Origin of the sequence: Nocardia jiangxiensis NBRC 101359, assembly GCF_000308615.1 — a bacterium.
In the GTDB taxonomy this organism is placed as follows: Bacteria; Actinomycetota; Actinomycetes; order Mycobacteriales; family Mycobacteriaceae; genus Nocardia; species Nocardia jiangxiensis.
In genome coordinates this window covers 104,191-126,622 of sequence record NZ_BAGB01000012.1, presented here as the reverse complement: position 1 = coordinate 126,622, position 22,432 = coordinate 104,191, and the positions used below count along the sequence as shown (strand labels likewise).

Annotated in this window: 18 protein-coding genes and 1 pseudogene; 7 read left to right on the top strand and 12 right to left on the bottom strand. The window is 68.3% G+C overall.

The window, feature by feature from the left end:
- Positions 1–16 precede the first annotated feature (16 nt).
- Positions 17–2,134 carry an amylo-alpha-1,6-glucosidase gene (locus ON40_RS03865; protein WP_040818489.1) on the bottom strand — a complete coding sequence of 706 codons (2,118 nt, stop codon included), beginning with the start codon at positions 2,132–2,134 and terminating at the stop codon, positions 17–19.
- Between the two features lie 264 nt (positions 2,135–2,398).
- Between ON40_RS03865 and ON40_RS03860 the strand changes: the two genes are divergently transcribed.
- Positions 2,399–3,097, top strand: coding sequence for a siderophore-interacting protein (locus ON40_RS03860; protein WP_040818486.1), 699 nt, complete (start codon positions 2,399–2,401; stop codon positions 3,095–3,097).
- 7 nt (positions 3,098–3,104) lie between these two features.
- On the opposite strand, the gene secA2 is transcribed toward ON40_RS03860, so the two are convergent.
- The 10 genes from secA2 to ON40_RS47870 form a co-directional block, all read right to left on the bottom strand.
- Positions 3,105–5,465, bottom strand: a complete 2,361-nt coding sequence (secA2, locus tag ON40_RS03855; RefSeq protein WP_051192655.1) for an accessory Sec system translocase SecA2 — start codon at positions 5,463–5,465, stop codon at positions 3,105–3,107.
- Between the two features lie 150 nt (positions 5,466–5,615).
- A complete protein-coding gene (locus ON40_RS03850) occupies positions 5,616–6,275 on the bottom strand; it encodes a helix-turn-helix domain-containing protein (protein ID WP_051192654.1) in 660 nt (219 codons plus the stop codon).
- Between the two features lie 4 nt (positions 6,276–6,279).
- Positions 6,280–6,729, bottom strand: a complete 450-nt coding sequence (locus ON40_RS03845) for a VOC family protein (RefSeq protein ID WP_040818485.1) — start codon at positions 6,727–6,729, stop codon at positions 6,280–6,282.
- Between the two features lie 32 nt (positions 6,730–6,761).
- Entirely contained in the window at positions 6,762–8,192 is a 1,431-nt protein-coding gene (locus ON40_RS03840) for an aspartate ammonia-lyase (RefSeq protein ID WP_051192653.1), read from the bottom strand.
- Positions 8,189–8,965, bottom strand: a complete 777-nt coding sequence (locus ON40_RS03835) for a D-glutamate cyclase family protein (RefSeq protein ID WP_040818482.1) — start codon at positions 8,963–8,965, stop codon at positions 8,189–8,191. The genes ON40_RS03840 and ON40_RS03835 overlap by 4 nt, the downstream gene beginning before the upstream one ends.
- Positions 8,962–10,266: an MFS transporter gene (locus ON40_RS03830; RefSeq protein WP_040818480.1), complete on the bottom strand. Its 1,305-nt coding sequence runs from the start codon at positions 10,264–10,266 to the stop codon at positions 8,962–8,964. The genes ON40_RS03835 and ON40_RS03830 overlap by 4 nt, the downstream gene beginning before the upstream one ends.
- Positions 10,267–10,326: 60 nt before the next feature.
- Positions 10,327–11,244 carry a 5-oxoprolinase subunit C family protein gene (locus ON40_RS03825; protein WP_051192652.1) on the bottom strand — a complete coding sequence of 306 codons (918 nt, stop codon included), beginning with the start codon at positions 11,242–11,244 and terminating at the stop codon, positions 10,327–10,329.
- The gene (locus tag ON40_RS03820; protein WP_040818478.1) at positions 11,244–11,891 is read right to left on the bottom strand and encodes a 5-oxoprolinase subunit B family protein; all 648 of its coding nucleotides are present in this window, start codon (positions 11,889–11,891) and stop codon (positions 11,244–11,246) included. Before ON40_RS03820 ends, ON40_RS03825 begins: the two co-directional genes overlap by 1 nt.
- A complete protein-coding gene (locus ON40_RS03815) occupies positions 11,888–12,673 on the bottom strand; it encodes a LamB/YcsF family protein (protein ID WP_040818476.1) in 786 nt (261 codons plus the stop codon). Before ON40_RS03815 ends, ON40_RS03820 begins: the two co-directional genes overlap by 4 nt.
- A complete protein-coding gene (locus ON40_RS47870) occupies positions 12,670–13,359 on the bottom strand; it encodes a GntR family transcriptional regulator (RefSeq protein ID WP_051192651.1) in 690 nt (229 codons plus the stop codon). The genes ON40_RS03815 and ON40_RS47870 overlap by 4 nt, the downstream gene beginning before the upstream one ends.
- Before the next feature lie 281 nt (positions 13,360–13,640).
- Between ON40_RS47870 and ON40_RS03805 the strand changes: the two are divergent.
- From ON40_RS03805 to ON40_RS03795, 3 genes and pseudogenes are all read left to right on the top strand, one after another.
- Positions 13,641–14,711: pseudogene (locus ON40_RS03805) on the top strand (FecCD family ABC transporter permease); the annotation flags it as partial.
- Positions 14,708–15,805, top strand: a complete 1,098-nt coding sequence (locus ON40_RS03800; RefSeq protein ID WP_245567649.1) for a FecCD family ABC transporter permease — start codon at positions 14,708–14,710, stop codon at positions 15,803–15,805. The pseudogene ON40_RS03805 and the gene ON40_RS03800, both read left to right, overlap by 4 nt.
- Positions 15,802–16,623, top strand: a complete 822-nt coding sequence (locus ON40_RS03795; RefSeq protein ID WP_245567648.1) for an ABC transporter ATP-binding protein — start codon at positions 15,802–15,804, stop codon at positions 16,621–16,623. The genes ON40_RS03800 and ON40_RS03795 overlap by 4 nt, the downstream gene beginning before the upstream one ends.
- Before the next feature lie 174 nt (positions 16,624–16,797).
- On the opposite strand, the gene ON40_RS03790 is transcribed toward ON40_RS03795, so the two are convergent.
- Positions 16,798–17,502, bottom strand: a complete 705-nt coding sequence (locus tag ON40_RS03790; RefSeq protein ID WP_157186184.1) for a siderophore-interacting protein — start codon at positions 17,500–17,502, stop codon at positions 16,798–16,800.
- 142 nt (positions 17,503–17,644) lie between these two features.
- Between ON40_RS03790 and ON40_RS03785 the strand changes: the two genes are divergently transcribed.
- The 3 genes from ON40_RS03785 to ON40_RS03775 all read left to right on the top strand — a co-directional run bounded on the left by ON40_RS03785 (position 17,645) and on the right by ON40_RS03775 (position 22,388).
- A complete protein-coding gene (locus tag ON40_RS03785; protein WP_051192648.1) occupies positions 17,645–19,459 on the top strand; it encodes an ABC transporter ATP-binding protein in 1,815 nt (604 codons plus the stop codon).
- A complete protein-coding gene (locus ON40_RS03780) occupies positions 19,456–21,231 on the top strand; it encodes an ABC transporter ATP-binding protein (RefSeq protein ID WP_040818470.1) in 1,776 nt (591 codons plus the stop codon). Before ON40_RS03785 ends, ON40_RS03780 begins: the two co-directional genes overlap by 4 nt.
- Before the next feature lie 140 nt (positions 21,232–21,371).
- Complete coding sequence (locus ON40_RS03775) at positions 21,372–22,388, top strand: ABC transporter substrate-binding protein (RefSeq protein ID WP_083895382.1); 1,017 nt, start codon at positions 21,372–21,374, stop codon at positions 22,386–22,388.
- Positions 22,389–22,432: the final 44 nt, after the last annotated feature.

Below are 22,432 nucleotides of genomic sequence, written 5' to 3'. Positions count from 1 at the left end.
CGCCGGCGCCGCACGTTCAATGGGTGACGAGTTTCCAGTCCTGCGGCAGATTCGACGAACCCACCTGATCGCCGTCGACCACCAGGTCCAGCACTGTTCCGCCCAGGCGCAGATCGGTGAGCTCGACCCGTCCCCAGCGGGCCGGGACATGCGGTAGGACCGTCAGGGTGCGATGGGGCACGTCGGGCTCGAGTCCGAGGAACGAGCGAACCAGCAGCAGCGGGGCCGCACTCGCCCACGCCTGCGGTGAGCAGGAGGTGGGGTACGGGACCGGGGCCGGAAATCTGGATCGTGGGAAGCCGCAGAACAATTCGGGCAGCCGCCCGCCGAATGCCGCGGCGGCGTCCAGTAATCCGTCGGCCAGCCGGGTGGCCAGGTCGATCGCGCCGGGGATGTGCCGGTAACGCAGGAGTCCGGCGATGGTGATGGCGGTGTCGTGCGGCCAGATCGAACCGTTGTGGTAACTCATCGGATTGAACGCGCCCATGCTCGAAGCCAGTGTGCGCAAACCGAATCCGCTGTCCATCTGCGGCGTGGACAGGTGTTCCACGATCCGCACGGCATGTTCGTCGGTCGCGATACCCGACCACAGGCAGTGCCCGATATTGCTGGTGAGCGAATCCATCCGACGCTTGTGCCGATCCAGGGCTATTGCGTACCAACCCTTTTCGGGAACCCAGAAGGCCTCGGCGAATTTACTGCGCAATTCGGCGGCCCGGTCGCGCAGCCGGGTCGCGGTCGCCGATTCGCCGAATTCCTCGGCCAATTCCGCCCGCGCGGTCAGTGCGGCGTAGACATATCCCTGCACCTCGCACAGTGCGATCGGAGTCTGTGCCAAATGCCCTGCGCTGTCGTTGATTCCGTCGAAACTGTCCTTCCAGCCCTGATTGGCCAGACCGCGGTCGGTGGCGCGCTGATATTCCACGAACCCGTCGCCGTCGCGGTCACCGAAGTGCTCGATCCACTCCAATGCGGCATCCGCGGCGGGCAGCAACGCCTGCACCGCGTCCAGATCCGCGCCCCAGCGCCGCACCTCCGCCAGCAGCATCACGAAAAGCGGTGTGGCATCGACGGTTCCGTAGTAGACCTCACCGCCGAGCACCTGACCGCTGGCGGGGCCGCGGCGGATCTCGTGCATGATCCGGCCCGGCTCCTCCTCGGTCAGCGGATCCACCCGCTGCCCCTGCATCTCGGCCAGTTGCTGCATGGTGCCCATTGCCAGGCCCACATCCAGCGGCAACGCCATCCACGCGGTCAGCAGGCTGTCCCGGCCGAACAGCGTCATGAACCAGGGCGCACCGGCGGCGACGAAGGTGCGGCCCTCGCGGGTGTCGTCGTGGATGCGTAGCGCGCCCAGATCGCTCTCGGTGCGCTGCAGGACCGAGGTGAGCAGCGGATCGCCCGCGGTGAGTTTGGTCGCGGTGTCGCGCCACGCCTCGATCTTGCGACCGGGCTCACTGGCCCCGTAGTGCTCGCCGGGACGCGCCGGCGGCCGGGGGCGCTGATTGGCCATCGTCGGCTGCGCCAGGATCTCGGTCCGCCAGCGCCCGCCGGGCGGGACCACCACCCGCCACGACAGCGAACCGGGCAGCACCTGCGGCAGTTCCGAGGAGGTGACCGCCAGCCCGCGGGCCCGATCGGACCGGTCGGTGAACAGCAGCTCGTTATCGGTGACCAGGACGTCCGCGTGGCCGTGCCCGCCGCGGCCCTCCTTGACCGCGAACAGATCCACGAAATCGCCCTCGGCGTGCAGTTCGAGCACGACGGCGGTGGGTTCGCGACCGAGATTCTCCAGCGTGACCGTCTCGCGCAGTCCCTCGGAGACCAGCCGGTCGCGCACCACCAGCAGGGTGCTGTCGGCCACACCGGCGCGCGGCGGGCGGCGCAGCACGAATCGCGCGGTGAACGCCTCCGGGCTCAGCACCGAGAGCGGTTCGGGCCGATGCCCGTCCACCCGCAGCTCCCAACGCGACACCACTCGCGCATCGCGATAGAACAGTCCGTGCGAGGTGCCGAGTTCGACATCGCCCACCCGGTCGGACAGACAGAACGTACTGCCCTCCACCAGCGTGATCGCGCCGCCCGCCCCGCCGAGCATGGCGGGTTCCCCGGCATTGAGCGGACCGGGGCTCATCCGCGCGCACCCGTCGCTTCGACCGGCGTCGTCGTCACCGGTCCGCACATCATCATCGGCTCGATCGTCATCACCATTCCGGACGGTTCCTCCCATTGCACCGGGAACAGCTGGCATCGCGCTTCGGACAATCCGGTACCGGCCGTACCGAACAGGATGGTCGCGCTGTGGCCGGACCGACTCAGGTGATCAAGCGTAGCGGTTCGCGGCGAAACCCACGACTTCCCGCGTGACTGAAACCTATGGTTTGGCTAACCTAACTTCATGGGAAAAGGGTTCAACGGATTCGTCCTCAAGGCGCTGCGCGCCGACGACTACCGGCTCACCGTCACCGCCACGCGGCAGATCAGTGATCACTACCTGCGGCTGAGCTTCACCGGAGGCGGTCTGCCGGCCGGGCATCCGGTGCACCCCACCCAGTGGATCCGCATCTGGTTCCCCGACGGCGGCGAGAATCTGGTGCAGCGCGGGTACACCCTGGTCGACCCCGATCCGAGCCGCGACACGTTCGACATCGAATTCGCGTTGCACGCGGGCCCGGCCTCGCAGTGGGCGCGCGCGGCCGCGGTCGGGGACGTCATCGACGCGACCGTGATGGGCTCGAAATTCACTGTCCCCCAGCCGATTCCGCCGGAGTTCGTGGTCTTCGGCGATACCGCCTCGCTGCCCGCGATCAATTCGCTGCTCGACGCCATCGGCGAGAGGCCCGCCCGGGTCTGGTTGGAGTGGCAGCACGAATCCGATCGCGAACTGCCCGTGCGCACCGGTCCGAAGACCGAGGTGACCTGGGTCGAACGGGACGGCGGCGGGCAGTCGCTGCGGCAGGCCGCCGAATCCCTGACCTGCGCACCCGATGCCTTCGGCTGGGCGGCCTGCGATGCGGCGACCACGCGATCGATCGTCAGATCGCTGAAATCCCGGCTGCCCAAGGACAATATCGCCGGCCGCGCCTACTGGCGGTGAGCGCGGCTCAGTCCCGCAGCCCCAGTTCGATCGCGGCCTGGCGCGCCTTGCCGCCCACGTAGTCGGCAAAGCGCTGTTCGTGTGATCCGAACGGGTTGTCGTTGATCAGATACGTCCAGGTGGCGGAGGGTCCCTCGATTCCGGCCGCTTCGAGATCCACACCGTCGGCGGTGATCTCGGCGTGGTCGAAGGTATCCGCCGCCCGGTCGTACACCGTGGCCAGGAAGGTGCCGAACTCCTCGACCGCGATGCGGTGGAATTCGTCGATCGGCGTCTCGCGGCCCAGGGCGCGCAGGTGGATGCCCTCGCGCACATCGGCCAGGTGGGACAGGTGCTCACTCCAGCGCCGATCGAGATGATGCAGCACGATCAGCCGGGCGGCCTCGGCCGTGACCGCAGCGCCCGCCTCGGCCTCGGAACTCTCGTAGCGCTCCGGGCACCGTTCCCGGATCCGCTCGGCGGCCAGGTCGTTGCGCAACACCTCGCCGCGATGCCGCAGCACCTCGTCGCGCTGGATCGTGATCAGGTGGTGGTAGCGCCAGGTGTTGCGGTGCATCGCGAGATGTTCGCCCTCCGCGACCCGCTGGGCGTGATCCATCGTGCGCTGCGCATCCGCATCGCGCACCTGCCCGTCCTCGTCGACCGCGCGGGGCTGCACCGGCCGGACGTGGTTCACCAGCACCTCGTCCTCGAGGCTGGTGAAGAACACCGAACTGCCCGGATCGCCCTGCCGCCCGGCCCGGCCGCGCAGCTGATCGTCCAGCCGCCCGGTGTGATAGCGGCCCGCGCCCACCACGCACAGCCCGCCGAGTTCGGCGACCCGCTCGTAGTCCTGCTCACCGACCGCGCCCAGCCGGATGTCGGTACCGCGACCGGCCATCTGGGTGGAAATCGTCACGCGGCCGAATTCGCCTGCGCGAGAGATGATCCCGGCCTCCTCGGCATCGTTCTTGGCGTTGAGCACCACACCGCCGATCTCCGCGTCGACCAGGGTGCGGGCGATCCGCTCGGATTCGGCCACGCTCGCGGTGCCCAGCAGCACCGGACGGCCCTGCTCGTGCACCGAACGCACGTATTCGACGATGGCGTCGAATTTGGCGTCCTCGGTGACGTAGAGGCGATCGGGTTCGTCGGTGCGGATGCACGGCACATTGGTCGGGATCGCGCCGGTCTCCAGCTGGTAGAACTCCGCGAACTGATCGGCCACCGCCACGGCCGTACCGCTCATCCCGCAGACGGTGCGATACCGGCCGATGAGCGCCTGCACCAGAATCGAATCCAGAATCGTGCCGGTCGGCGTGGTGTCCAGCCCCTCCTTGGCCTCCACCGCGGCGTGCAGTCCGTCCGGCCAGCGCTGCAACCGCGCCACCCGGCCGCGCGCGGCGTTGATCAACTCCACCTTGCCGTTGCGGACCAGGTAGTCCACGTCGCGGTGCAGCAGGGCGTGCGCGTGCAGGGCGAGCTGGATGCGGGTCAGCTGATCGGCCTGTTCAACGGTGTAGAGATCCACATCGCCGAGCAGTTCCTGGACGTGGTCGATACCGGCGTCGGTGAGGAAGACGTTGCGGCGGTCGCCGTCGGCCTCGTAGTGCACCGATTCGACCAGTTCGCGCACCACGTGCGCGACATCGATGTCGTCGTGGCCGTGATCGATCGAGCCGGCCAGCACCAGCGGCACCGTGGCCTCATCGATCAGGACCGAGTCGGCCTCGTCCACGATCACCACGTCCGGGTCGGGCAGCACGATCTCGGCGGCGTCGGTGCACATCCGGTCGCGCAGGACGTCGAAGCCCACCTCGCTCACCGGCACGTAGGTCACGTCGCAGGCGTACGCCTCCCGGCGCCGGTCCGGTTCGGTGTGCTGATCCACGAAGCCGACCGTGACGCCCAGCAGTGCGTACAGCTCACCCATCCACTCCGCGTCGCGGCGGGCCAGATAGTCGTTCACCGAGACCACGTGCACCTTGCGGCCGCGCAGCGCGAATCCGGCCGCGGCGAGCGCCCCTGCCAGGGTCTTTCCCTCGCCGGTGGCCATCTCGACGACATAGCCGCGCAGCAGCCCGACCACACCCAGCAGCTGGGTGTCGAACGGACGCTCGTCCAGTGCCCGGCGCGCGGCCTCGCGACCCAGCGCGCAGATCCGCGCGAGCTCCTCGGCCTCGAACGGCCGATCCGGTTCTGCGCGCACCTTCCCGGCCGCCTCGATCAGGCCCTGCGGGGACAGCTCCCGGAACTCGTCCTCGAACTCGCCCGCCGCGTCGACCACCGGCCGATATCGCAGCAGATCCGCACTGCCCGGTCGTTCGATGATCCGCCGTACCCGATCACCGATCCCCCGCAACCACCCGTTCCCGCGCTCGCCCGCCACCCGTACCTCCGTAGTCTCGGTCCGCAGGATCGACAGTACTCATGCCCGCACCCGACGTGCCGAGGACCGCACGCGATCCGGGCCGTTCGCACACCTGCCGCACCGAGCCGTGTGGCAGGTGCCCGCTGTCCTACACGGTGCGAGGCGTTTTCACCGATCGTGTTCTTTGGGGCGCGGTGCCCGGGTTCCACTCGCCAGGGCGACGGTGCGCAGGAAGACGACCGGTTCGGCGCCGTGGTTGTGGTAGCTGTACGGGCGGTCGCTGCGCAGGCGGCCGGATTCGCCGGGGGCCATGGTGACTTCGACGCCGTCGGCGAGCACGCTGAGGTGGCCGTGGGTGACGTGGAAGAGTTCGAACGAACCCGGCGGGTCGGGCAGGCCGCGGTAGGTATCGCCGGGAGAGAGCGTCCAGGACCACAGGTCGGCGGTGCGCACGCCGGTCGTGGAGACCAGCAGATGCGCCGAACTGCCCGCGGGCGAGGTCCAGACCAGCGAATACTTCTCCGGCGGAACGCGTTCCACGGCACCCTCGGCCGGTCCGGCGTCACCGATCAGCTCGGTGAACTCGGTACCGAGACTGCGGGCGATCCGGGTGACGGCCACCAGGCTGGGATTCGCCTGGCCGTGCTCGATCTGGGTGAGCAGCCGTCGGCTGACCCCGGACAGGTCGGCCAGGTGCTGCACGGTCAGACCGCGATCGATCCGGGTGGCCCGGATGCGCTCGCCCACCCGGAGCAGGAAGTCGCGGGCGAGTACGCCGTCACCGGTGGTGTCGTCCCCGCCCGCGACCTCGTCGGTGTCCTCGACCATCGGCTCAGACGGCGAACAGCTGGTCGAGATTGCGGAACGCCTTGAACTCCAACGCGTTTCCGGACGGATCGAGGAAGAACATGGTCCACTGCTCGCCCGGCTCACCCGCGAACCGCACGTAGGGCTCGATCACGAAGTCGGTGTCGACCGCGCGCAACCGCTCGGCCAGTTCCTGGAATTCCTCGACGGACAGCACGAGGCCGAAGTGCGGGACCGGAACCTGGTGCCCGTCAACGGGATTGGTACCGCGCACGGCCGGGTCGGGATCGCCGCCGACCTCGTGGGTGACGACCTGGTGGCCGCGCACGTTCCAGTCGGTCCACTTCTCGTCGGAGCGGCCCCGAGGAAAGCCCAGGACGTTGCCGTAGAACTCGCGCGCGACCTCGATGTCGACGACCGGGATCGCGAGATGGAAGGGGGGAAGGGTGCCGGTTGCTTCGGTTGCGGTTGTCATGATGAGTACTTTAATTCTCTCTTAATGCGCAGTCAAATGCTCATTGCCGTATTTTCGCTGCTCCGAGGACGTGCATGACCCGTCAACGCGACCGGCGACAGGATGGCCGCCAGCTCCGTCCGGCTCAGCAGCCCCGCATCCTCGGCCAGTTCCGCCACGGTGCGATCCGAGGACAGCGCCCGCGCCGCGAGTTCCGTCGCGGCCTCGTACCCGATATGCGGGTTCAGCGCCGTGATCAGACCGGCCGATCGTTCGACGTGGGCCCGCATGCGTTCGACGTCGGCGGTGATGCCGGGGACGCAGCGCTGGGCCAGAGTCGTTGCGGCGCTGGACATGTGGGCGGCCGATTCCAGGAGCTTGTGCGCGATCAACGGTTCGAAGGCGTTGAGCTGGAGCTGACCGGCCTCGGCGGACATGGTGATCGCGATGTCGTTGCCGATCACCTCGTACGCCACCTGCGAAACCACCTCGGGAATCACCGGATTGACCTTGCCCGGCATGATCGACGAACCCGCCTGCACGGCCGGAAGCCGGATCTCGCCCAGACCTGCTCGCGGCCCGGAAGCCAACAGGCGCAGGTCGTTACACACCTTCGACAACTTCACCGCCGTGCGCTTGAGCGTGCCGGAGATCTGTACGAAGGCCCCGACATCCTGGCCCGCCTCGAGCAGATCCGTGGCCGTGGTCAGCGGGAATCCGGTCAGATCGCGCAGCACCGAACACGCCTGCGCGGCGTAGTCGGGATGCGAGTTGAGGCCGGTGCCGATCGCGGTGCCGCCCAGATTGATCTCGTCGATCAGGCGCGCGGCCTCGTCGAGCCGCTGGATGTCCTCCCCGATCATCACCGCGTAGGTCCCGAACTCCTGACCGAGGGTCATCGGAACCGCGTCCTGCAGTTGGGTTCTGCCCATCTTCAGGTGATCGGCGAACTCGACGGCCTTGGCGGCGAATGCCGCCGCCAGGTGCGCGAGAGCGATGCGCAACTCGCCCAACACCGTTCGCACCGCGATCCGCACGGCGGTCGGATAGACGTCGTTGGTGCTCTGACCCAGGTTGACGTGCTCGATCGGATGGATGACGCCGTAGTCACCGCGAGGGCGGCCGACGAGTTCCAGTGCGCGATTGGCGATCACCTCGTTGGCGTTCATATTCGTCGAGGTTCCGGCCCCGCCCTGGACGACATCGACGACGAACTGCTCGTGCAGCGCGCCCTCGGCGATCTGCTCGCAGGCGGTGACGATGGCCTCGGCGATCTCGTCCGGCAGCAGTCCGAGTCGCTGATTCGCCTGCGCTGCGGCAGATTTCGTCAACGCCATGGCCCGGATCAACGCGGGATGGTGCGAGATGGGCGTCCCGGTGATCGGGAAGTTCTCCACCGCGCGCAGCGTGTGGATACCCCAGTAGACGGCCTCGGGGATCTCGCGCTCGCCGATGAGATCGTGTTCGATTCTGGTCGAACTCACGCGGCGACCACCGTGTCCAGGACGAGCATATGGCCCGGGTAATGCGTCGCCGCGTACTCCAGTCCGGCCTCGGCGAGGGCGAGCTGCGGTGTGACACCGCAATTCCAGAACACCGGCGTCTGATTCGGCCCGATTCCGGGGAACACGCCGAAGTCGGGCGACGCGAGGTCGGCCAGGCCGATCTCGGCCGGATCGCCGATGTGCACCGGCGCTCCGTGTCCCGTGGGGAGCATCGCGGTCACGGCGATCGCGGTGTCGACGAGATCGTCCTCGACGGGCCGCATACTGACCGCCACGGCCCCGTCGAATCGCGTCGTCCCCCGGGTGGTGAGGCTGGTGATGTACACCGGCGGCGCGGTGACCGCGACGGGAATGCCCGCGCGGCGCAACGGTCCGTCGAGCGTGTGACTGCAGCCCAGGGCGAAGGCGACCGAATCCTCACGCCACCGCGGGGTCAGGTCGAACGGCTCCTCGGCCAGGCGGCCGTTTTGCCACACCCGATAACGCGGCACCATGGTCCGCACATCGACGATGCAGCCGTCGTAGGTCAGCTGCGGATCGCCCGGTGCGGACGAGGCCAGCAGCGGGCACACCGACGGATTCGCTCGGCAGTACTCGGCGAATTCCGTTGCGGCCGAGGCGGGTACGACGACCAGATTCGCCTGCTGATAGCCGTCCAGGATGCCCGCGGTCGGACTCGTCCAGGTGCGGTCGGCGATCGACCGGCGCAGCTGTTCCGGGGTCGCGGGGACGTCGGGAGCGGAATTCGTCACTGCGCCTTCTCCTTCGCCGAATCACGAATGGTCGCCAGCGCGATGAGCGCGAGCACCACCGCGACGATGAGCAGGAATCCCGGGGTGAGCAGGCTGCCGGTGCGATCGATCAGGTACGTCGCCAGATACGGAGTCAGACCGCCGCCGACGATGGTGCCGATATTGAAGGACAGCGACAGACCGGTGTAGCGCACCCGGGTCGGGAACTGTTCGGCATAGGTCGGATAGGTGACCGACTGGACGATCGGCATGGGCAGCGCCAGCACGACCATCGCCCCGACTGCCAGTGCGAAACTGCCCTGATCCATCGCGATCATGGTCGGCAACACCAGGATCGCGTATCCGAGGAATCCGATGGCGATCACGCGCTTGCGGCCGACCCGATCGGACAACGCGCCGAACAGCGGCATCAGCAGCGCGACGAACAGGTTGATCGCGCCCATGATCCAGAACGTGTTCGACTTGGAATAGCCCAGATACGTGGTCAGGTAGATGTTCATGAAGACCAGGCCGACCCAGTAGCCCGTATTGGAGCCGATGGACAGGAAGATGACCCGCACCAGCGCCCCGCCGTGCTGGGTGATGGCCTCGCGCAGTGGCGCTTTGGCGGGTTTACCGGACTCGACGAAGGCGTGCGAGTCCTCGAGCTTGCGTCGCGCGATCAGGGTCACCGCGATCAGCGGCAACGCGAGCACGAAGGGAATTCGCCAGCCGAAGTCCCGCAGTTGTTCCTCGGTGAGCAGCGTCGTGGTGAGTCCGGCCACCAGTGCCGCCGCGCCGCCGCCGACCGCGACGCCGACCGGTGTGAAGGCGCCGAAGAAGCCGCGACGTCCCGCGGGCGCGGACTCGGAAAGGTATGTGGCCGAACCGGTCACCTCTCCCCCGGCGAAGAAGCCCTGGGCCAGCCGGACGATCAGCAGTGCCAACGGCGCGAGAATGCCGATGCTCCCGGCGGTCGGCAGCAGACCGACGATCGCCGTCGCCGATCCCATACCCACGACCGTGGTGATCAGCACGGGTTTGCGCCCGATCCGATCGCCCAGGCGGCCCAGCACGATTCCGCCCAGCGGGCGCATCAGGAAGGCACTGCCGAAGACCGCCAGCGTCGATAACAACGAGGCCGTCGGATTGTGACTGGGGAAGAATCGCGGACCGATGATGACCGCGAGATATCCGTAGACACCGAATTCGTAGTATTCCACCGCCGTTCCGGCGGCGGCCGCGAGCGCAGCGCGCCTGGGGTGTAATCGATTCTGCGCCTGCGTAGCCGGAGGCGAAGCGGCGGTGACGGGAGTGGTCATGGTAACTTCTCCATGAGTAGTGGTGAGGGTCGAGATGTCCGTGGGCGGAACTGTCGGCGGCTAAGCACCGGTGAGCGGCGAGAACGACACCCGTGAACCGGGTGGCGCTTGGGCGAGTAGATCGAGATCGGATTCGGTGACCACCCCGATGACCGGATAACCGCCGGTCACAGGATGATCGGCGAGAAAGACGATCGGTTCCCCCGAGGGCGGCACCTGAATCGCCCCGAGCGGCATACCTTCACTGGGCATATCCACCGCGCCGATCGACAGAGCCGGTCCCGACAGCCGCACCCCGACGCGGTTGCTGTCCACACCCACCGACCAGATCGTCGAGGTGAGCGCCCGGGCATCAGCGGCGCTGAACATGTAATGCCGTGGACCCCAATGGAATCCGAGGTCGATCACGCCGACCGGCAGGGCTCGGCCGATCAGCTCGAGCCTGGCACAGGGAGGTTCGGACACGGTCGCGCCGAGCTCGAGGTCTTCGCCCGCCTGTACGGGCGAAGGGCCCAGCCCCGACAGGGAATCGGTACCGCAGGAGGCGAATACCTGCTCGGCGGCGACTCCCCCGGCGACCGCGACATAGACGCGAATACCCCAGGTCGGCCTGGCCACCGATATACGCTGTCCCGCACGCAGATACAGGCGCTGCGGTTCGGCGACGATTTCCCCGTCGACGCGGACCTCGGTCGGCGCACCCGTCACCGACACGTACCGGGAGGCCGTCGCGGTGATCGTCAATCCGCCCAGCAGATTCTCCAGCACGGCCGCACCCTCGGGGTTGCCGACCAGCCGATTGGCCAGCGACGCCGCACCCCGATCGGCCGGGCCGCACGCGCCGATGCCCAGGTGGGCCAGGCCTGGGCGGCCGGCATCCTGAATGGTCGTGTACATACCCGCGTCGACGATGTGCAGGCGCGCGGTCGCCTCGGCGGTATTCGACGGGCCGGCGGGCGATTCCAGCAGTGCGGACATCACGCCACCGCCCGGAAGGTGACCCGATCACCGACGGCGAGCCGACTCGGGTTGTCCCACTCGATATTCCAGAGCAGCTCCTCGGTATGCCCGATGATGTGCCATCCGCCCGGCGTGCCACCGGGATAGACGACGGTCTGCGTTCCGGCGATGGCGACCGCGCCCGCCGCGACCCGAGGACGCGGCGAGGACCGGCGCGGCATCGACAGCTGACTCGCGGTCCCGTCGATATACGCGAATCCCGGTGCGAAGCCGAAGAATCCGACCCGATGGGTCGCGCTGGTGTGCGCGTCCACGATCCGCTCGCGATCCAGGCACAGCGCCTTCGCCACGTAGTCCAGGTCCTCCCCGTCGTACACGACCGGAACCACCACGCTCGCACCCTCGCCGCTGGTAGCAGCGGTCGTCCCGTCGAATCCACCGAGCACACTGTCGATCCGGTCGCGGAGCTGGTTCATCTGCCCGGCCGAATGCGCGATCACCAGAATCGATGCCGCCGCGGGAACGAGATCCTGTATCGCGCCGAACCATTCGCGGCCGCGGAACTCGAGTACCAGGGCAGCGATGTGCTCGGACGGGACGTCCACCAGCCAGCCGCGATCGCCCGCCCGGTGCACCGCGGCGGTGAACGCCGTCTGCGGGGTCATCGGGAGCGCTCGATCGGTTCGAGCCGGAAACCGTTCTCCAGCAGCGCTTTACCGGTCGCCCGAGCCATCCCGGCCGCACCGGGGGTGTCGCTGTGCACGCACAGCGCCAGGGCCGCGGCCTCCGGCGGCGCGACCTGCGTGCGTTCGCCATCGACCGAGGTCACCTCTCGACCGGTCACCATCGACACCGCCCGTCGCGCGGCGGCCTCGACGTCGGTCAACAGCGCGTCGGGGTGCTGCCGAGAGACCAAGCGTCCCTGGGAGGTATAGCCGCGATCGACGAAAACCTCTGCGATCGGAGTGATTCCGCGTTCGACGGCGCGATTCCACACCTCGGTGCCGTACTGGCACAACAGAGGCAGTGCGGGATCGACGATTTCGACCGCTTCGACGATCGCCGCCGCCTGCTCGACGTTGTCCGCGGCCACGTTGTAGAGCGCGCCGTGCGCCTTGACGTAGGTCACCTCGGTCCCGGCGATCCGGGCGAACGCCTGCAACGCGCCGATCTGATAAACGATGTCGTTGACCAGCGTCGGCCGGGCCACGTCGATGAAGCGGCGGCCGAAGCCGACCAGATCCCGATAGGACACCTGCGCTCCGATCGACACGCCCCGCTCGGCGGCCAGGGCGGTGGTGCGCCGCAGGATGTCCGGGTCACCGGCGTGGAACCCGCACGCGATATTGGCCGCCGAGACAAGATCCATCAACTCGGCCTCGTCGCTGTTGCCCCAGACACCGAACCCCTCACCGATATCGGTGTCCAGGTGCACCCGCGCGCTCATGCGTGACTCCGCCAGTACAGCCGCATCTCGTCCGCGGAGTTCTCCCACGCGTGATGCAGACCGGTCTGCCCGCCGTCGATGTGCGCGAGGATCTGCTCGGCCAGCGCATTCGCATCACCGTCGGCGAGGGCCTGGACCATCGCCTTGTGCTCGTCCTGCACGCGGTCGTAGGCGCAGGTGCCGTGCACGTAGAACCGGGAGTAGGGCTCGAGCCGGTGGTACATCTGCGAGATGAACTCGTAGCGCAGCGGCAGACCCGACAGGCGGTACATGTCGAGGTGGAAGGCCAGGTTGGTCCGCGACCAGGCGGCCGCGCCGATCTCCGAGACGCCGTCCATCTCCGTGGCCATCGCCTCGAACCGCGCGATATCGCGCCGGGACACCCGCTCGGTGACGTGGCCCGCGAAGCTGGGCTCGATCAGGCGGCGCAGGTCGTAGATCTCATCGATCTCCTCGATGTCCAGCGCGGTCACATAGGTGCCGCGGCCCGGCTCGGACCGCAGCAACCCCTCACCCTCGAGCGTGCGAATCGCCTCCCGAAGCGGAATGCGCGAGACCCCGAACCGATCGGCCAATTCCTCTTGGACCAGGCGATGTCCGGGCGGATAGACACCTTCGACGATCGTGGTGCGCAGCTGACTGGCGACGTCGTCCTTCGTGCCGGGCTTGTGTGACGCAGGTGACATATACTCTGTATACACTGAATACAGTCCCGAAGGAAAGAGGGGGTCGCCGGAGTTAACACGCTCGATTCCGGCGTAACACGGAACCAACAGCCGACGTCACCTCGGGCGCTACCGCCCGCGCACGAATGCCCGACGCGCAATCCCCCTCCCGGCCGCAGCGCAGACACTGGACGATCCTGCCTGTCCAGCCCGGTCGCGTCGAGAAACCAACCGTCGTCGCAAGAGCCCCACCGCTAGCTAATGTAGGTTAGGCTTACCAAGATTCTGATTGGCGAGGAGTGAGCGTGGCCGGGGCAGAAGTTACGACGCCGCCGGACGCGTCGCAGCGGGCCGCCACGCTCGCTTCACACGTTCATCGACGTCGCATCGTAGGTTTGGCCGTGTTGATCGTCGTCCTGGTGCTCGTGGTTCTGGCCGGTATCGCTTTCGGCGCGCGCACGATTCCGCCCGCGGATGCGTGGCATGCGGTGTTCGGCAGCGGTGGCGGTGCGGATGCGGAAATCGTTCGGTCCCTGCGGGTTCCACGTACCGTGCTGGGACTGGTCGTGGGTGTCGCGCTCGGGCTGGCGGGCGCGCTGATCCAGGGGTACACGCGCAATCCGCTCGCCGATCCCGGACTGCTCGGTCTGGATTCGGGAGCCGCGTTCCTCGCGGTGCTGGCCATTCACGTCTTCGGATTGGCCACGCCGAGCGGCTACGTGTGGTTCGCGCTGGCCGGATCGGCGCTCGCGGGGGTGGTGGTTTTCGCCGTCGCGGCCCTGGGCACGCGTTCGGGGACCGCGAGTCCGCTGAGCCTGTCGCTGGCCGGGGCCGCGGTGACATTCCTGCTCCAGGCGCTGACCAACGCGCTGGTCCTGACCGACACCGCGACCATGGACACCTATCGGTTCTGGGTGGTGGGTTCGGCGGCCGGGCGCGGGTTCGACGTGCTGTGGGACGTCCTGCCGTTCCTGATCGTCGGCGTCGTCATCGCGCTGTTCGCGGGCCGGGGATTGAACGCGTTGAGTCTGGGCGAGGATGTGGCGCGGGCGCTCGGGGTGAAGGTCGGGCTCGCCAAGGGGGCGGGCCTGCTCGCGGTCGTCCTGCTCTCCGGCGCGGCGACCGCGGCCTGCGGGCCGATCGCCTTCGTGGGACTGGTCGTTCCGCACATCGCCCGCGCGATCACCGGACCGGATCAACGCTGGCTGCTGCCGTATTCCGGGCTGCTCGGCGGGGTGTTGCTGGTCGCGGCCGACACCGTCGGGCGGCTGATCGCCCGGCCGGGCGAGGTCCAGGTGGGCATCACCCTCGCGATCTGCGGTGCGCCGGTGTTCATCGCACTGGTGCGACGACGGAAGTTGGTGACGTTGTGACCGAATCGGCCGCCGATATCGCATCGGACGCGAAAGTCGTTCTCCCGCAACGTCTCGTACGTCCCGCCGTTCGGATCGGGCCGATCTCGGCGGTGCGCCGACCGGCCGTGCTGACCGCGGTGCTGACGCTGGCGGTCGTGCTGGTCGTGCTGGCGGTCCTGTACGTGTGGCTCGGCGGCGATCCGATCCCGTTGCCGCAGTTGCTGAACGCGTTGACCGGCGGCGGAACCGGCGCGCAGCGGTTCATCGTCTGGGAGTTGCGGATGCCGCGCACCGCGACCGCGCTGATCGTCGGCGCGGCGCTCGGCCTCGCGGGCGCGATCACTCAGTCGGTGCTGCGCAATCCGCTGGCCGCGCCGGACCTGCTCGGGATCACCGCGGGCGCGAGCCTGGCCGCCACCGCCGCGACGGTTGTCGGCGGCGCGTTCGCAGCGAGCGTGTACGGCGTCCCGCTCGCCGCACTGCTCGGGGGGCTGATCACCGCAGCCGCGATCTACCTGTTCGCCTGGCGTGGCGGTGAGGTCGCGGGATTCCGCCTGGTACTCATCGGAATCGGCGTCAACGCGATGCTGGTCGCCGGTGTCGGCTGGCTGCTGGTCTCGGCGCAGATCCAGGACGTCGGTAAGGCTCAGGTCTGGCTCAACGGATCGCTCGACGACACCAGCTGGTCCCGATTCTGGCCGACCGCAGCGGCATTCGTGATCGCGCTGGCGATCACCCTCGGCGCGGCGCGCTCCCTGGCGGCACTGCGCTTCGGTCCCGACATCGCGCGATCGCTCGGCGTCCGGGTGCAGTGGAATCAGGGCCTGCTGCTGACAGCCGCGGCCGCACTGGCGGCACTGGCGACCTCGGCCTGCGGTCCGATCGCCTTCGTCGCGCTCGCGGCGCCACAGATCGCGCGCCGGATCACCGGTTCGGCGGGCGAGCCGCTGTTCGGCTCGGCCCTGACCGGCGCCGTATTGGTCACCGGCAGTGACCTTCTCGCTCGCGCGATACTTCCCGAAGATCTGCCGGTCGGCGTCGTGACCGCCGGATTCGGCGGCTGCTACCTGTTGTATTCGCTCGTCCGCAGCAACCGGAAGGCATCTCTGTGACGGCCCAGCTCTCCGCACGGGAGATCACCCTCGGCTACGGCGATCACATCGTTCTGGACAAGCTCAGTCTGGACGTGCCGCCGGGGCAGGTGACCACGATCATCGGCCCCAACGGCTGTGGAAAATCGACGCTGCTGCGCGCGCTGGGCCGTCTGCTGACGCCCTCGTCGGGTCGAATCCTGTTGAACGACAAACCTATTGCGGGACTTCGCCCACGCGATGTGGCGCGCACGATCGCGATGCTCCCGCAGACGCCGATCGCATCGGACGGTCTGACCGTCGCCGATCTGGTGGCCCGCGGTCGTCACCCGCACCAGTCCTGGCTGCGCCAGTGGTCCGCCGACGACCGGGCCGAGGTGGCCGCGGCCCTCGCCCGGACCGGTATCGCCGAATTGGCCGACCGGCCCGTCGAACAACTCTCCGGCGGGCAGCGCCAGCGGGCCTGGATCTCGATGGCGCTGGCGCAGGGCACCGACATCCTGCTGCTGGACGAGCCCACCACCTATCTCGACCTGGCCCACGCCGTCGAGGTCCTGGACCTGGTCGACAACCTGTCCGCCGAACTGGGCCGCACCGTGGTGATGGTGCTGCACGATCTGAATCTCGCGGTGCGCTACAGCGATCGGCTGGTGGTGATGGCCGAGGGGCGGATCGCCGCCTCGGGAACTCCGCAGGAGGTCATCGATGTCGACCTGCTGCGCACGGTGTTCCATCTCGACGCACAGTTGATCGAGGACCCGGTGTCGGGCCGACCGCTGATCGTCCCGGTCGGCCGCCGACGCGCCCTCGGCCCGATCAGTCCGGTTACGGCGAGCTGAATCACCCGGGAACTGCATTCACTCCGGTTCAGGGCGAGCCTGACCGCACAGCCGCAGGGCAGACCGAGCCACACGGATTCCCGACGAACCGGGTCACGCGGATGCGCGACGAACCGCCCCACGCGACTCACGGCAGGCCAGGGAGGGCCGATCGGACGAGCGGCGCTCGGTCGCTCAGAGGCCGACCTTCCCGGTTGCCCAGTACGGCTTGGTGGCGATCGACTTGCGCGATAATCCGTTGCGGTCCAACAAGATCCGGCGCTGCCGCTGGATCGATCGGGCGTGGCCGAACAGCGAGGCCGCGTCGTATCGCACCCCGGCCGACGCGGTCCCTTCGAGCCAGTCGGCAACCGCGTCGCCAGGGATCGAGGCGGCCGGGAGTACGTCGATTCCGGGCAGCAGGCCCGCGAGGGCGTCTCGATCCTCGGCGGGCACCTCGACCGCACCCGATGCCGTGCCGTTCGTGTTCTGGACGGCGGCGAGGCCGTGGATCGTGCCGACGGCGGATCCGTCGCCGAGATAGAGGTGCTCGTCGCCCAGCCGCTTCGGCGCGGGCGTGTTCATGCCGAGGACGATCGTCTCGTCACCGGCGTTCCGAGCCGCGACCCAACGGCTTCCGGGACCATCGACGCCGAGGTGGAACAGTACCGAGATCGTCGTGCCCGAATCGTCCACGGCCATCACCGAATAGTGCCGGAAGGTTTTGTCATCGATCCGGAACTGGACGTCCTGGCCCGCCTTCCAGCCCGACTTCAGCGGCTCGACCCGCAGGTCGACGCGGCGAAAATTCGGCGAGACCTGCTCGATCGCGGCGATGCTCGCGCGATGGCCGAACGATTTCTCGGTGAGAGTGGCCAGCAATCCGGGCATGGACGGCACGACATTCCTCCTGGTGACCGGGCGTCACTCCACGCCGCGACGTTTGGGTTAAGCTTAGCCTAACCAAAGATCGCAAACGGTTCCACGGCTCCGCTCATGCGTTCCCGAGGCGCAGCGACGTCGTGGCCACAAGGGAGTTCGAATGGTACCCAACGACGCTCAACATCGCGTCGAAACGTTGACAGCACAGGTACGCGGGCCCGTCACCGTCGCGGCGGTCGCCGAATCCGCGTCCGCCGCGCTCGCAGTGGTCCCGGTCATCGCCACGGTGAACATCGCCGGGCTCATCCTGGACGGCGGCGCCTCGCGCACGCACCTGTGGGTCTGGGTGCTCGTCGCGGCGGTCGCACTGGTACTGGGCGCGCTGTGCAGTATCGCGTCCTCGATCGTCGCCCACCGCGCCGACGCCGATCTGGGTCTGTCACTGCGGATGCGGCTGGCCGGGCACCTGGCCCGGCTCCCGCTGGGCTGGTACTCCTCGGACGCCGCGGGCAAGACCAAGGCCGTCGTCCAGGACGACGTCGCGGGCCTGCACGAGGAGGTCGCGCACCGCAAACCGGAACTCGCCGGATCGGTGGTCGCCGGAATCGCCGTGGTCGTCTACCTGTTCGTGCTGGACTGGCGGCTGGCGCTGGCCGTGGTCGTGCTGGTCACCATCGCGCAACTGGTCCGGAACTTCCTGACCCGCAAGATCATTCCCGCGTACGGCGCGGTGGCCGGAGCCTCGGCGCAGATGGGCTCGGCGGCGGTCGAACTCGTCCAGGGCATCACCGTGTCCAAGGTGTTCCATCGCGCCGACGAGGATTCCGAGGCCACCCCGGACACCGCCTACGGCGCCCACGCGCGTTTCCGGCGAGCGGCCGCCGACTACGCCGACGCCGACGAGAGTCTCACGAACAACATCGCGACGCTGCGTGCCTGCACCCGCGCCACCGTCGCGCCGGGCACGGTCGCGCTGATCGTGCTGGCGCTGGCGACGCTGCTGCTGGCCACGTGGGATGCCAAGCCGGTCAACATCATCGCGTTCCTGCTGCTGGGCCTGACCCTGTTCGACGTCACCACCCCGCTCTACCTGAACCTGGTCATGCCCAAACTGCGCCTGGCCGTGCCGATGCCGAACAAGGCACAGGCGATGGCCGAGCGAATCGGTCAGATCCTGGACGTTCCCGAGATGCACGAGCCCGCAGCTCCCGCGACGCTGCCCGCGACCGACGGGGCACGGCGGGTCTCGATGAAGAATGTGAGCTTCTCCTACGACGGGCAGCGCACGGTCCTGCAGGGTCTGGATCTGGAACTCGCGCCGGGCACCATGACCGCGCTGGTCGGCCCCTCGGGTGCGGGCAAGTCCACCGTGGGTCAGCTGCTGGCCCGCTTCTACGATCCGACCGAGGGCAGTATCGAGATCGACGGTGTGCCGATCTCCACCCTGGACGCCCAGCGGCTGTACGGCACAGTGGGATTCGTCTTCCAGGATGTCGCGCTGCTGCGCGCCACCGTGCGGGACAACATCGCCCTCGCCCGCCCGGATGCCACCCCCGAGGACATCGAACGCGTCGCGCGGGCCGCTCAGATCCACGACCGCATCCTCGCGCTGCCGGACGGCTACGACACCGTGCTCGGCGAGGACGCCGCCCTGTCCGGTGGCGAACGCCAGCGCCTGAGCATCGCGCGGACGCTGCTGGCCGACACCCCGGTACTGGTGCTCGACGAGGCGACCGCCTACGCCGACCCGGAATCGGAAGCGGCGGTTCAGGATGCGCTCTCGGAGCTGGCCCGCGGCCGCACTCTGCTGGTCATCGCGCACCGCCTGCACACGGTCGTGCACGCCGATCAGATCGCGGTGCTGGTGGACGGCGCGGTGACCGAACGCGGCACCCACGACGAATTGCTGAGTACCGCAGGCGAATACGCGAAGCTGTGGCAGCTGCAGACCACGACGATCGGAGCGCGCGCATGATCGCCCTTCTCGACAAGATCTTCGGCGATGCCGCGCGCCGACGCATCCGGCTGCTCATCGCCGCGAGCGCCGGTAACGCGGTACTCGAGGGAATCGCTGTGGCACTGTGCATTCCGGTGCTGCTGGAGCTGCTGCGCCGCGACATCGGCGCGGCCGGGTTGTGGCTGATCCCGCTCGCGGTGGTGGTCGCAGGCTACTGGGTGGTCAACGCGGTCATGGAGCACCTCGGCACGCATGTGGCCGCGACGTTGCGGCGCGAGCTGTTCGCCCGGCTGGCCGACAAGATCATCGCGCTGCCGCTGGGCTGGTTCGATTCCACCAGCGCCGGATCGGTGACCGCGCTGGTCACCGGCGGCTCGCAGGCGCCGCTGGGCGTCGTGACGGCGCTCAAGACCATCGCCGAGACGGTCATCCCGCCGGTGATCGTGCTGGTGGTCGTGCTGTTCCTGGATTGGCCGGTGGCCGTGGCGGTGCTGATCGTCGTCCCGCTGCTGTGGGCGCTGCAACGCGCGGTCGCGGGGCCGATCGCGCAGGCGGACGCCGACGAGGCCGGTGCGGTCGCGGACGCCAACGCCCGGCTGATCGAATTCAGCCAGACCCAGCCCGTGCTGCGCGCGAGCGGTCGCGAGGACCGGGGCCTGGGCGAGCTGTCGGCCGCGCTGCACCACCGGCACGCGACGACGAACAAGCAGATCCTGCGCGCCACAGCCGGACTCAACGTCGGCGAGCTGAGCGTGCAGCTCGGATTCGTCATCGTGCTCGCGGTCACGGTCGTGATCGGCAGCGGCGCTTGGCAAGTGGGACCGAACGATCTGGCCCGGCTGATCACCGCGGCGGTCTTCGGCATCTGGGCGCTGCGCCCGATCGGCAAGATCTCCACGGCGATGCTGATAATCAATGGTTCCGCCGCCGCACTGGGCCGCATCGATGCACTGCTGTCCCATCCTGAACTGGCCGAACCCGATTCGTCGGCGAAGGCCACGAGCACGGGCAACGCGATCGAACTGCGCGATGTGCGCTTCGGCTACCGCGAGGGCATCGATGTGCTCTCGCAGGTGAACATCACCGTGCCCGCGGGCAGCACGACCGCACTGGTCGGCCCGTCCGGTTCGGGTAAGACCACGATCGTGAACCTGGTGGCCCGATTCTGGGACGCGAGTTCGGGCAGCGTGCGGGTCGACGGGGTGGACGTGCGGGATCTGCGCGGCGAGGACCTGATGGACCGAATCGCATTGGTACCGCAGGATGTCTACCTGTTCGACGACACCCTCGAGGCGAACATCCGCGTCGGCAAGCCGGACGCCACCGACGAGGAGGTCCGCCGGGCGGCGAGTCTGGCCCAGGTCGATTCCATCGTCGAACGCCTGCCGCAGGGCTGGCAGAATCCGGTCGGCGCGGGCGGCAGCATCCTGTCCGGCGGTGAGCGGCAACGGGTTTCGATCGCGCGGGCACTACTCAAGGACACCCCGATCGTCCTGCTCGACGAGGCGTCCTCGGCGCTGGACGCCCGGAACGAGGCCGCGATCGCCGCGGCCCTGGGCGAACTGGGGCGCGGCCGCACCCTGCTGATCATCGCCCATCAGCTCTCCACCATCGCCGACGCCGATCACGTGGTGTATCTGCGGGGTGGTCAGGTGGTCGAATCCGGTTCGCACACCGAGCTTTTCGCCGCAGACGGCGAGTATGCCCGGTTCTGGCGGGAGCAGCAGCGGGCCAGGTCGTGGCGGCTGCGCGAGCGTGCGAGCGAACCCGCGCGCGGGCGCCCGGCCTGACCGGGCGGTCGGACGCGCCGACAGCGGTCGGGGTGCGGACGGGCACGGGCCCGTCCGCACCCCGACGATCTTTACCTGAACGGGTGACCATTATAGGATTGCCTTACCTAAGTAAGATTTCCTGAGAGGTTCTGCACTCCATGGCTTCACCGACAACACTGCGCCGGCGCACGCGCCCGATTCTGCGGCGAGTGGCCGCGACATCCCTCGCTCTGGGCGCTATCGCTTTCGCCGCGGGGTGCGGCAACTCGGACTCGACGACGTCGAGTGCGAGCGCCTCCTACCAGGCGGTCACCGTCGATCACGCCTTCGGGCAGACCGTCGTGGCCCACAAGCCGACCCGCATCGTGTCGCTGTCCCCGACCTTCACCGACGCGCTGGTCGCACTGGACACCAAGCCCGCGGGCTATGTGCCGAACCCCATGACGAATGCGGATTACGCCTGGGACCAGGGGAATTCGAACCTCGCCGGGGTCACCGAGCTGGCCCTGGGACCGGGCGGGACCGTGCCGGAGGAGAAGATCGCGGCGCTGCAGCCGGATCTGATTCTCGGCGGCGGACTCATCCTGTCCAAGGACGAGTACGACAAGCTCAGCAAGCTGGCGCCGACCATCCCGTCGCTGAAAGCCGGTGCGCTGGACAACTGGCAGGACGACACCACCCTGGTCGGCAAGCTGCTGGGCCGCCCGGCCGACGCCCAGCCGATCATCGCCGCGAGCGACAAGGCGCTGGCCGACGCCAAGACCAAGTACCCGAAACTGGCCGGAAAGACGTTCGCCGTCAGCCTCTTCGTCGATGCGACGAATATCGAGGTCATCACCAATCCGGATGACAACGCCAACAAATTCTTCGAATCCCTGGGCATGCAGATCCCCGACTCGCTGCACGGCCTGTCCGGCGGCCTCGGCGGGCTGAACGGGAAGATCAGCATGGAACGTCTCGACCTGCTGAATTCGGATCTGCTGACCGTCGGATACATGACGCCCGGCGCGGCCGGACAACTCGAGAACCAGCCCCTGTTCAAGCAGCTACCCGCCGTGCAGCACGGCACCTACGTGGCCACCGATGCGGATGTGAGTGCGGCACTGCGGCTTCCGACCGCGCGGACCGCGACCTGGTTGCTGACCAAGTTCGACGGGGCTTTCGGAAAACTCTGATTTCACCACAGTGGTAGCGCCGCAACGATTCTCGTCGCGGCGCT

Bases quoted from the DNA above. Each gene is read 5' to 3' on its own strand.
- ON40_RS03865 (WP_040818489.1), bottom strand. From the start codon at position 2,134: ATGAGCCCCGGTCCGCTCAATGCCGGGGAACCCGCCATGCTCGGCGGG.
- ON40_RS03860 (WP_040818486.1), top strand. From the start codon at position 2,399: ATGGGAAAAGGGTTCAACGGATTCGTCCTCAAGGCGCTGCGCGCCGAC.
- ON40_RS03850 (WP_051192654.1), bottom strand. From the start codon at position 6,275: ATGGTCGAGGACACCGACGAGGTCGCGGGCGGGGACGACACCACCGGT.
- ON40_RS03845 (WP_040818485.1), bottom strand. From the start codon at position 6,729: ATGACAACCGCAACCGAAGCAACCGGCACCCTTCCCCCCTTCCATCTC.
- ON40_RS03830 (WP_040818480.1), bottom strand. From the start codon at position 10,266: ATGACCACTCCCGTCACCGCCGCTTCGCCTCCGGCTACGCAGGCGCAG.
- ON40_RS03825 (WP_051192652.1), bottom strand. From the start codon at position 11,244: ATGTCCGCACTGCTGGAATCGCCCGCCGGCCCGTCGAATACCGCCGAG.
- ON40_RS03820 (WP_040818478.1), bottom strand. From the start codon at position 11,891: ATGACCCCGCAGACGGCGTTCACCGCCGCGGTGCACCGGGCGGGCGAT.
- ON40_RS03815 (WP_040818476.1), bottom strand. From the start codon at position 12,673: ATGAGCGCGCGGGTGCACCTGGACACCGATATCGGTGAGGGGTTCGGT.
- ON40_RS47870 (WP_051192651.1), bottom strand. From the start codon at position 13,359: ATGTCACCTGCGTCACACAAGCCCGGCACGAAGGACGACGTCGCCAGT.
- ON40_RS03785 (WP_051192648.1), top strand. From the start codon at position 17,645: ATGGTACCCAACGACGCTCAACATCGCGTCGAAACGTTGACAGCACAG.
- ON40_RS03780 (WP_040818470.1), top strand. From the start codon at position 19,456: ATGATCGCCCTTCTCGACAAGATCTTCGGCGATGCCGCGCGCCGACGC.
- ON40_RS03775 (WP_083895382.1), top strand. From the start codon at position 21,372: ATGGCTTCACCGACAACACTGCGCCGGCGCACGCGCCCGATTCTGCGG.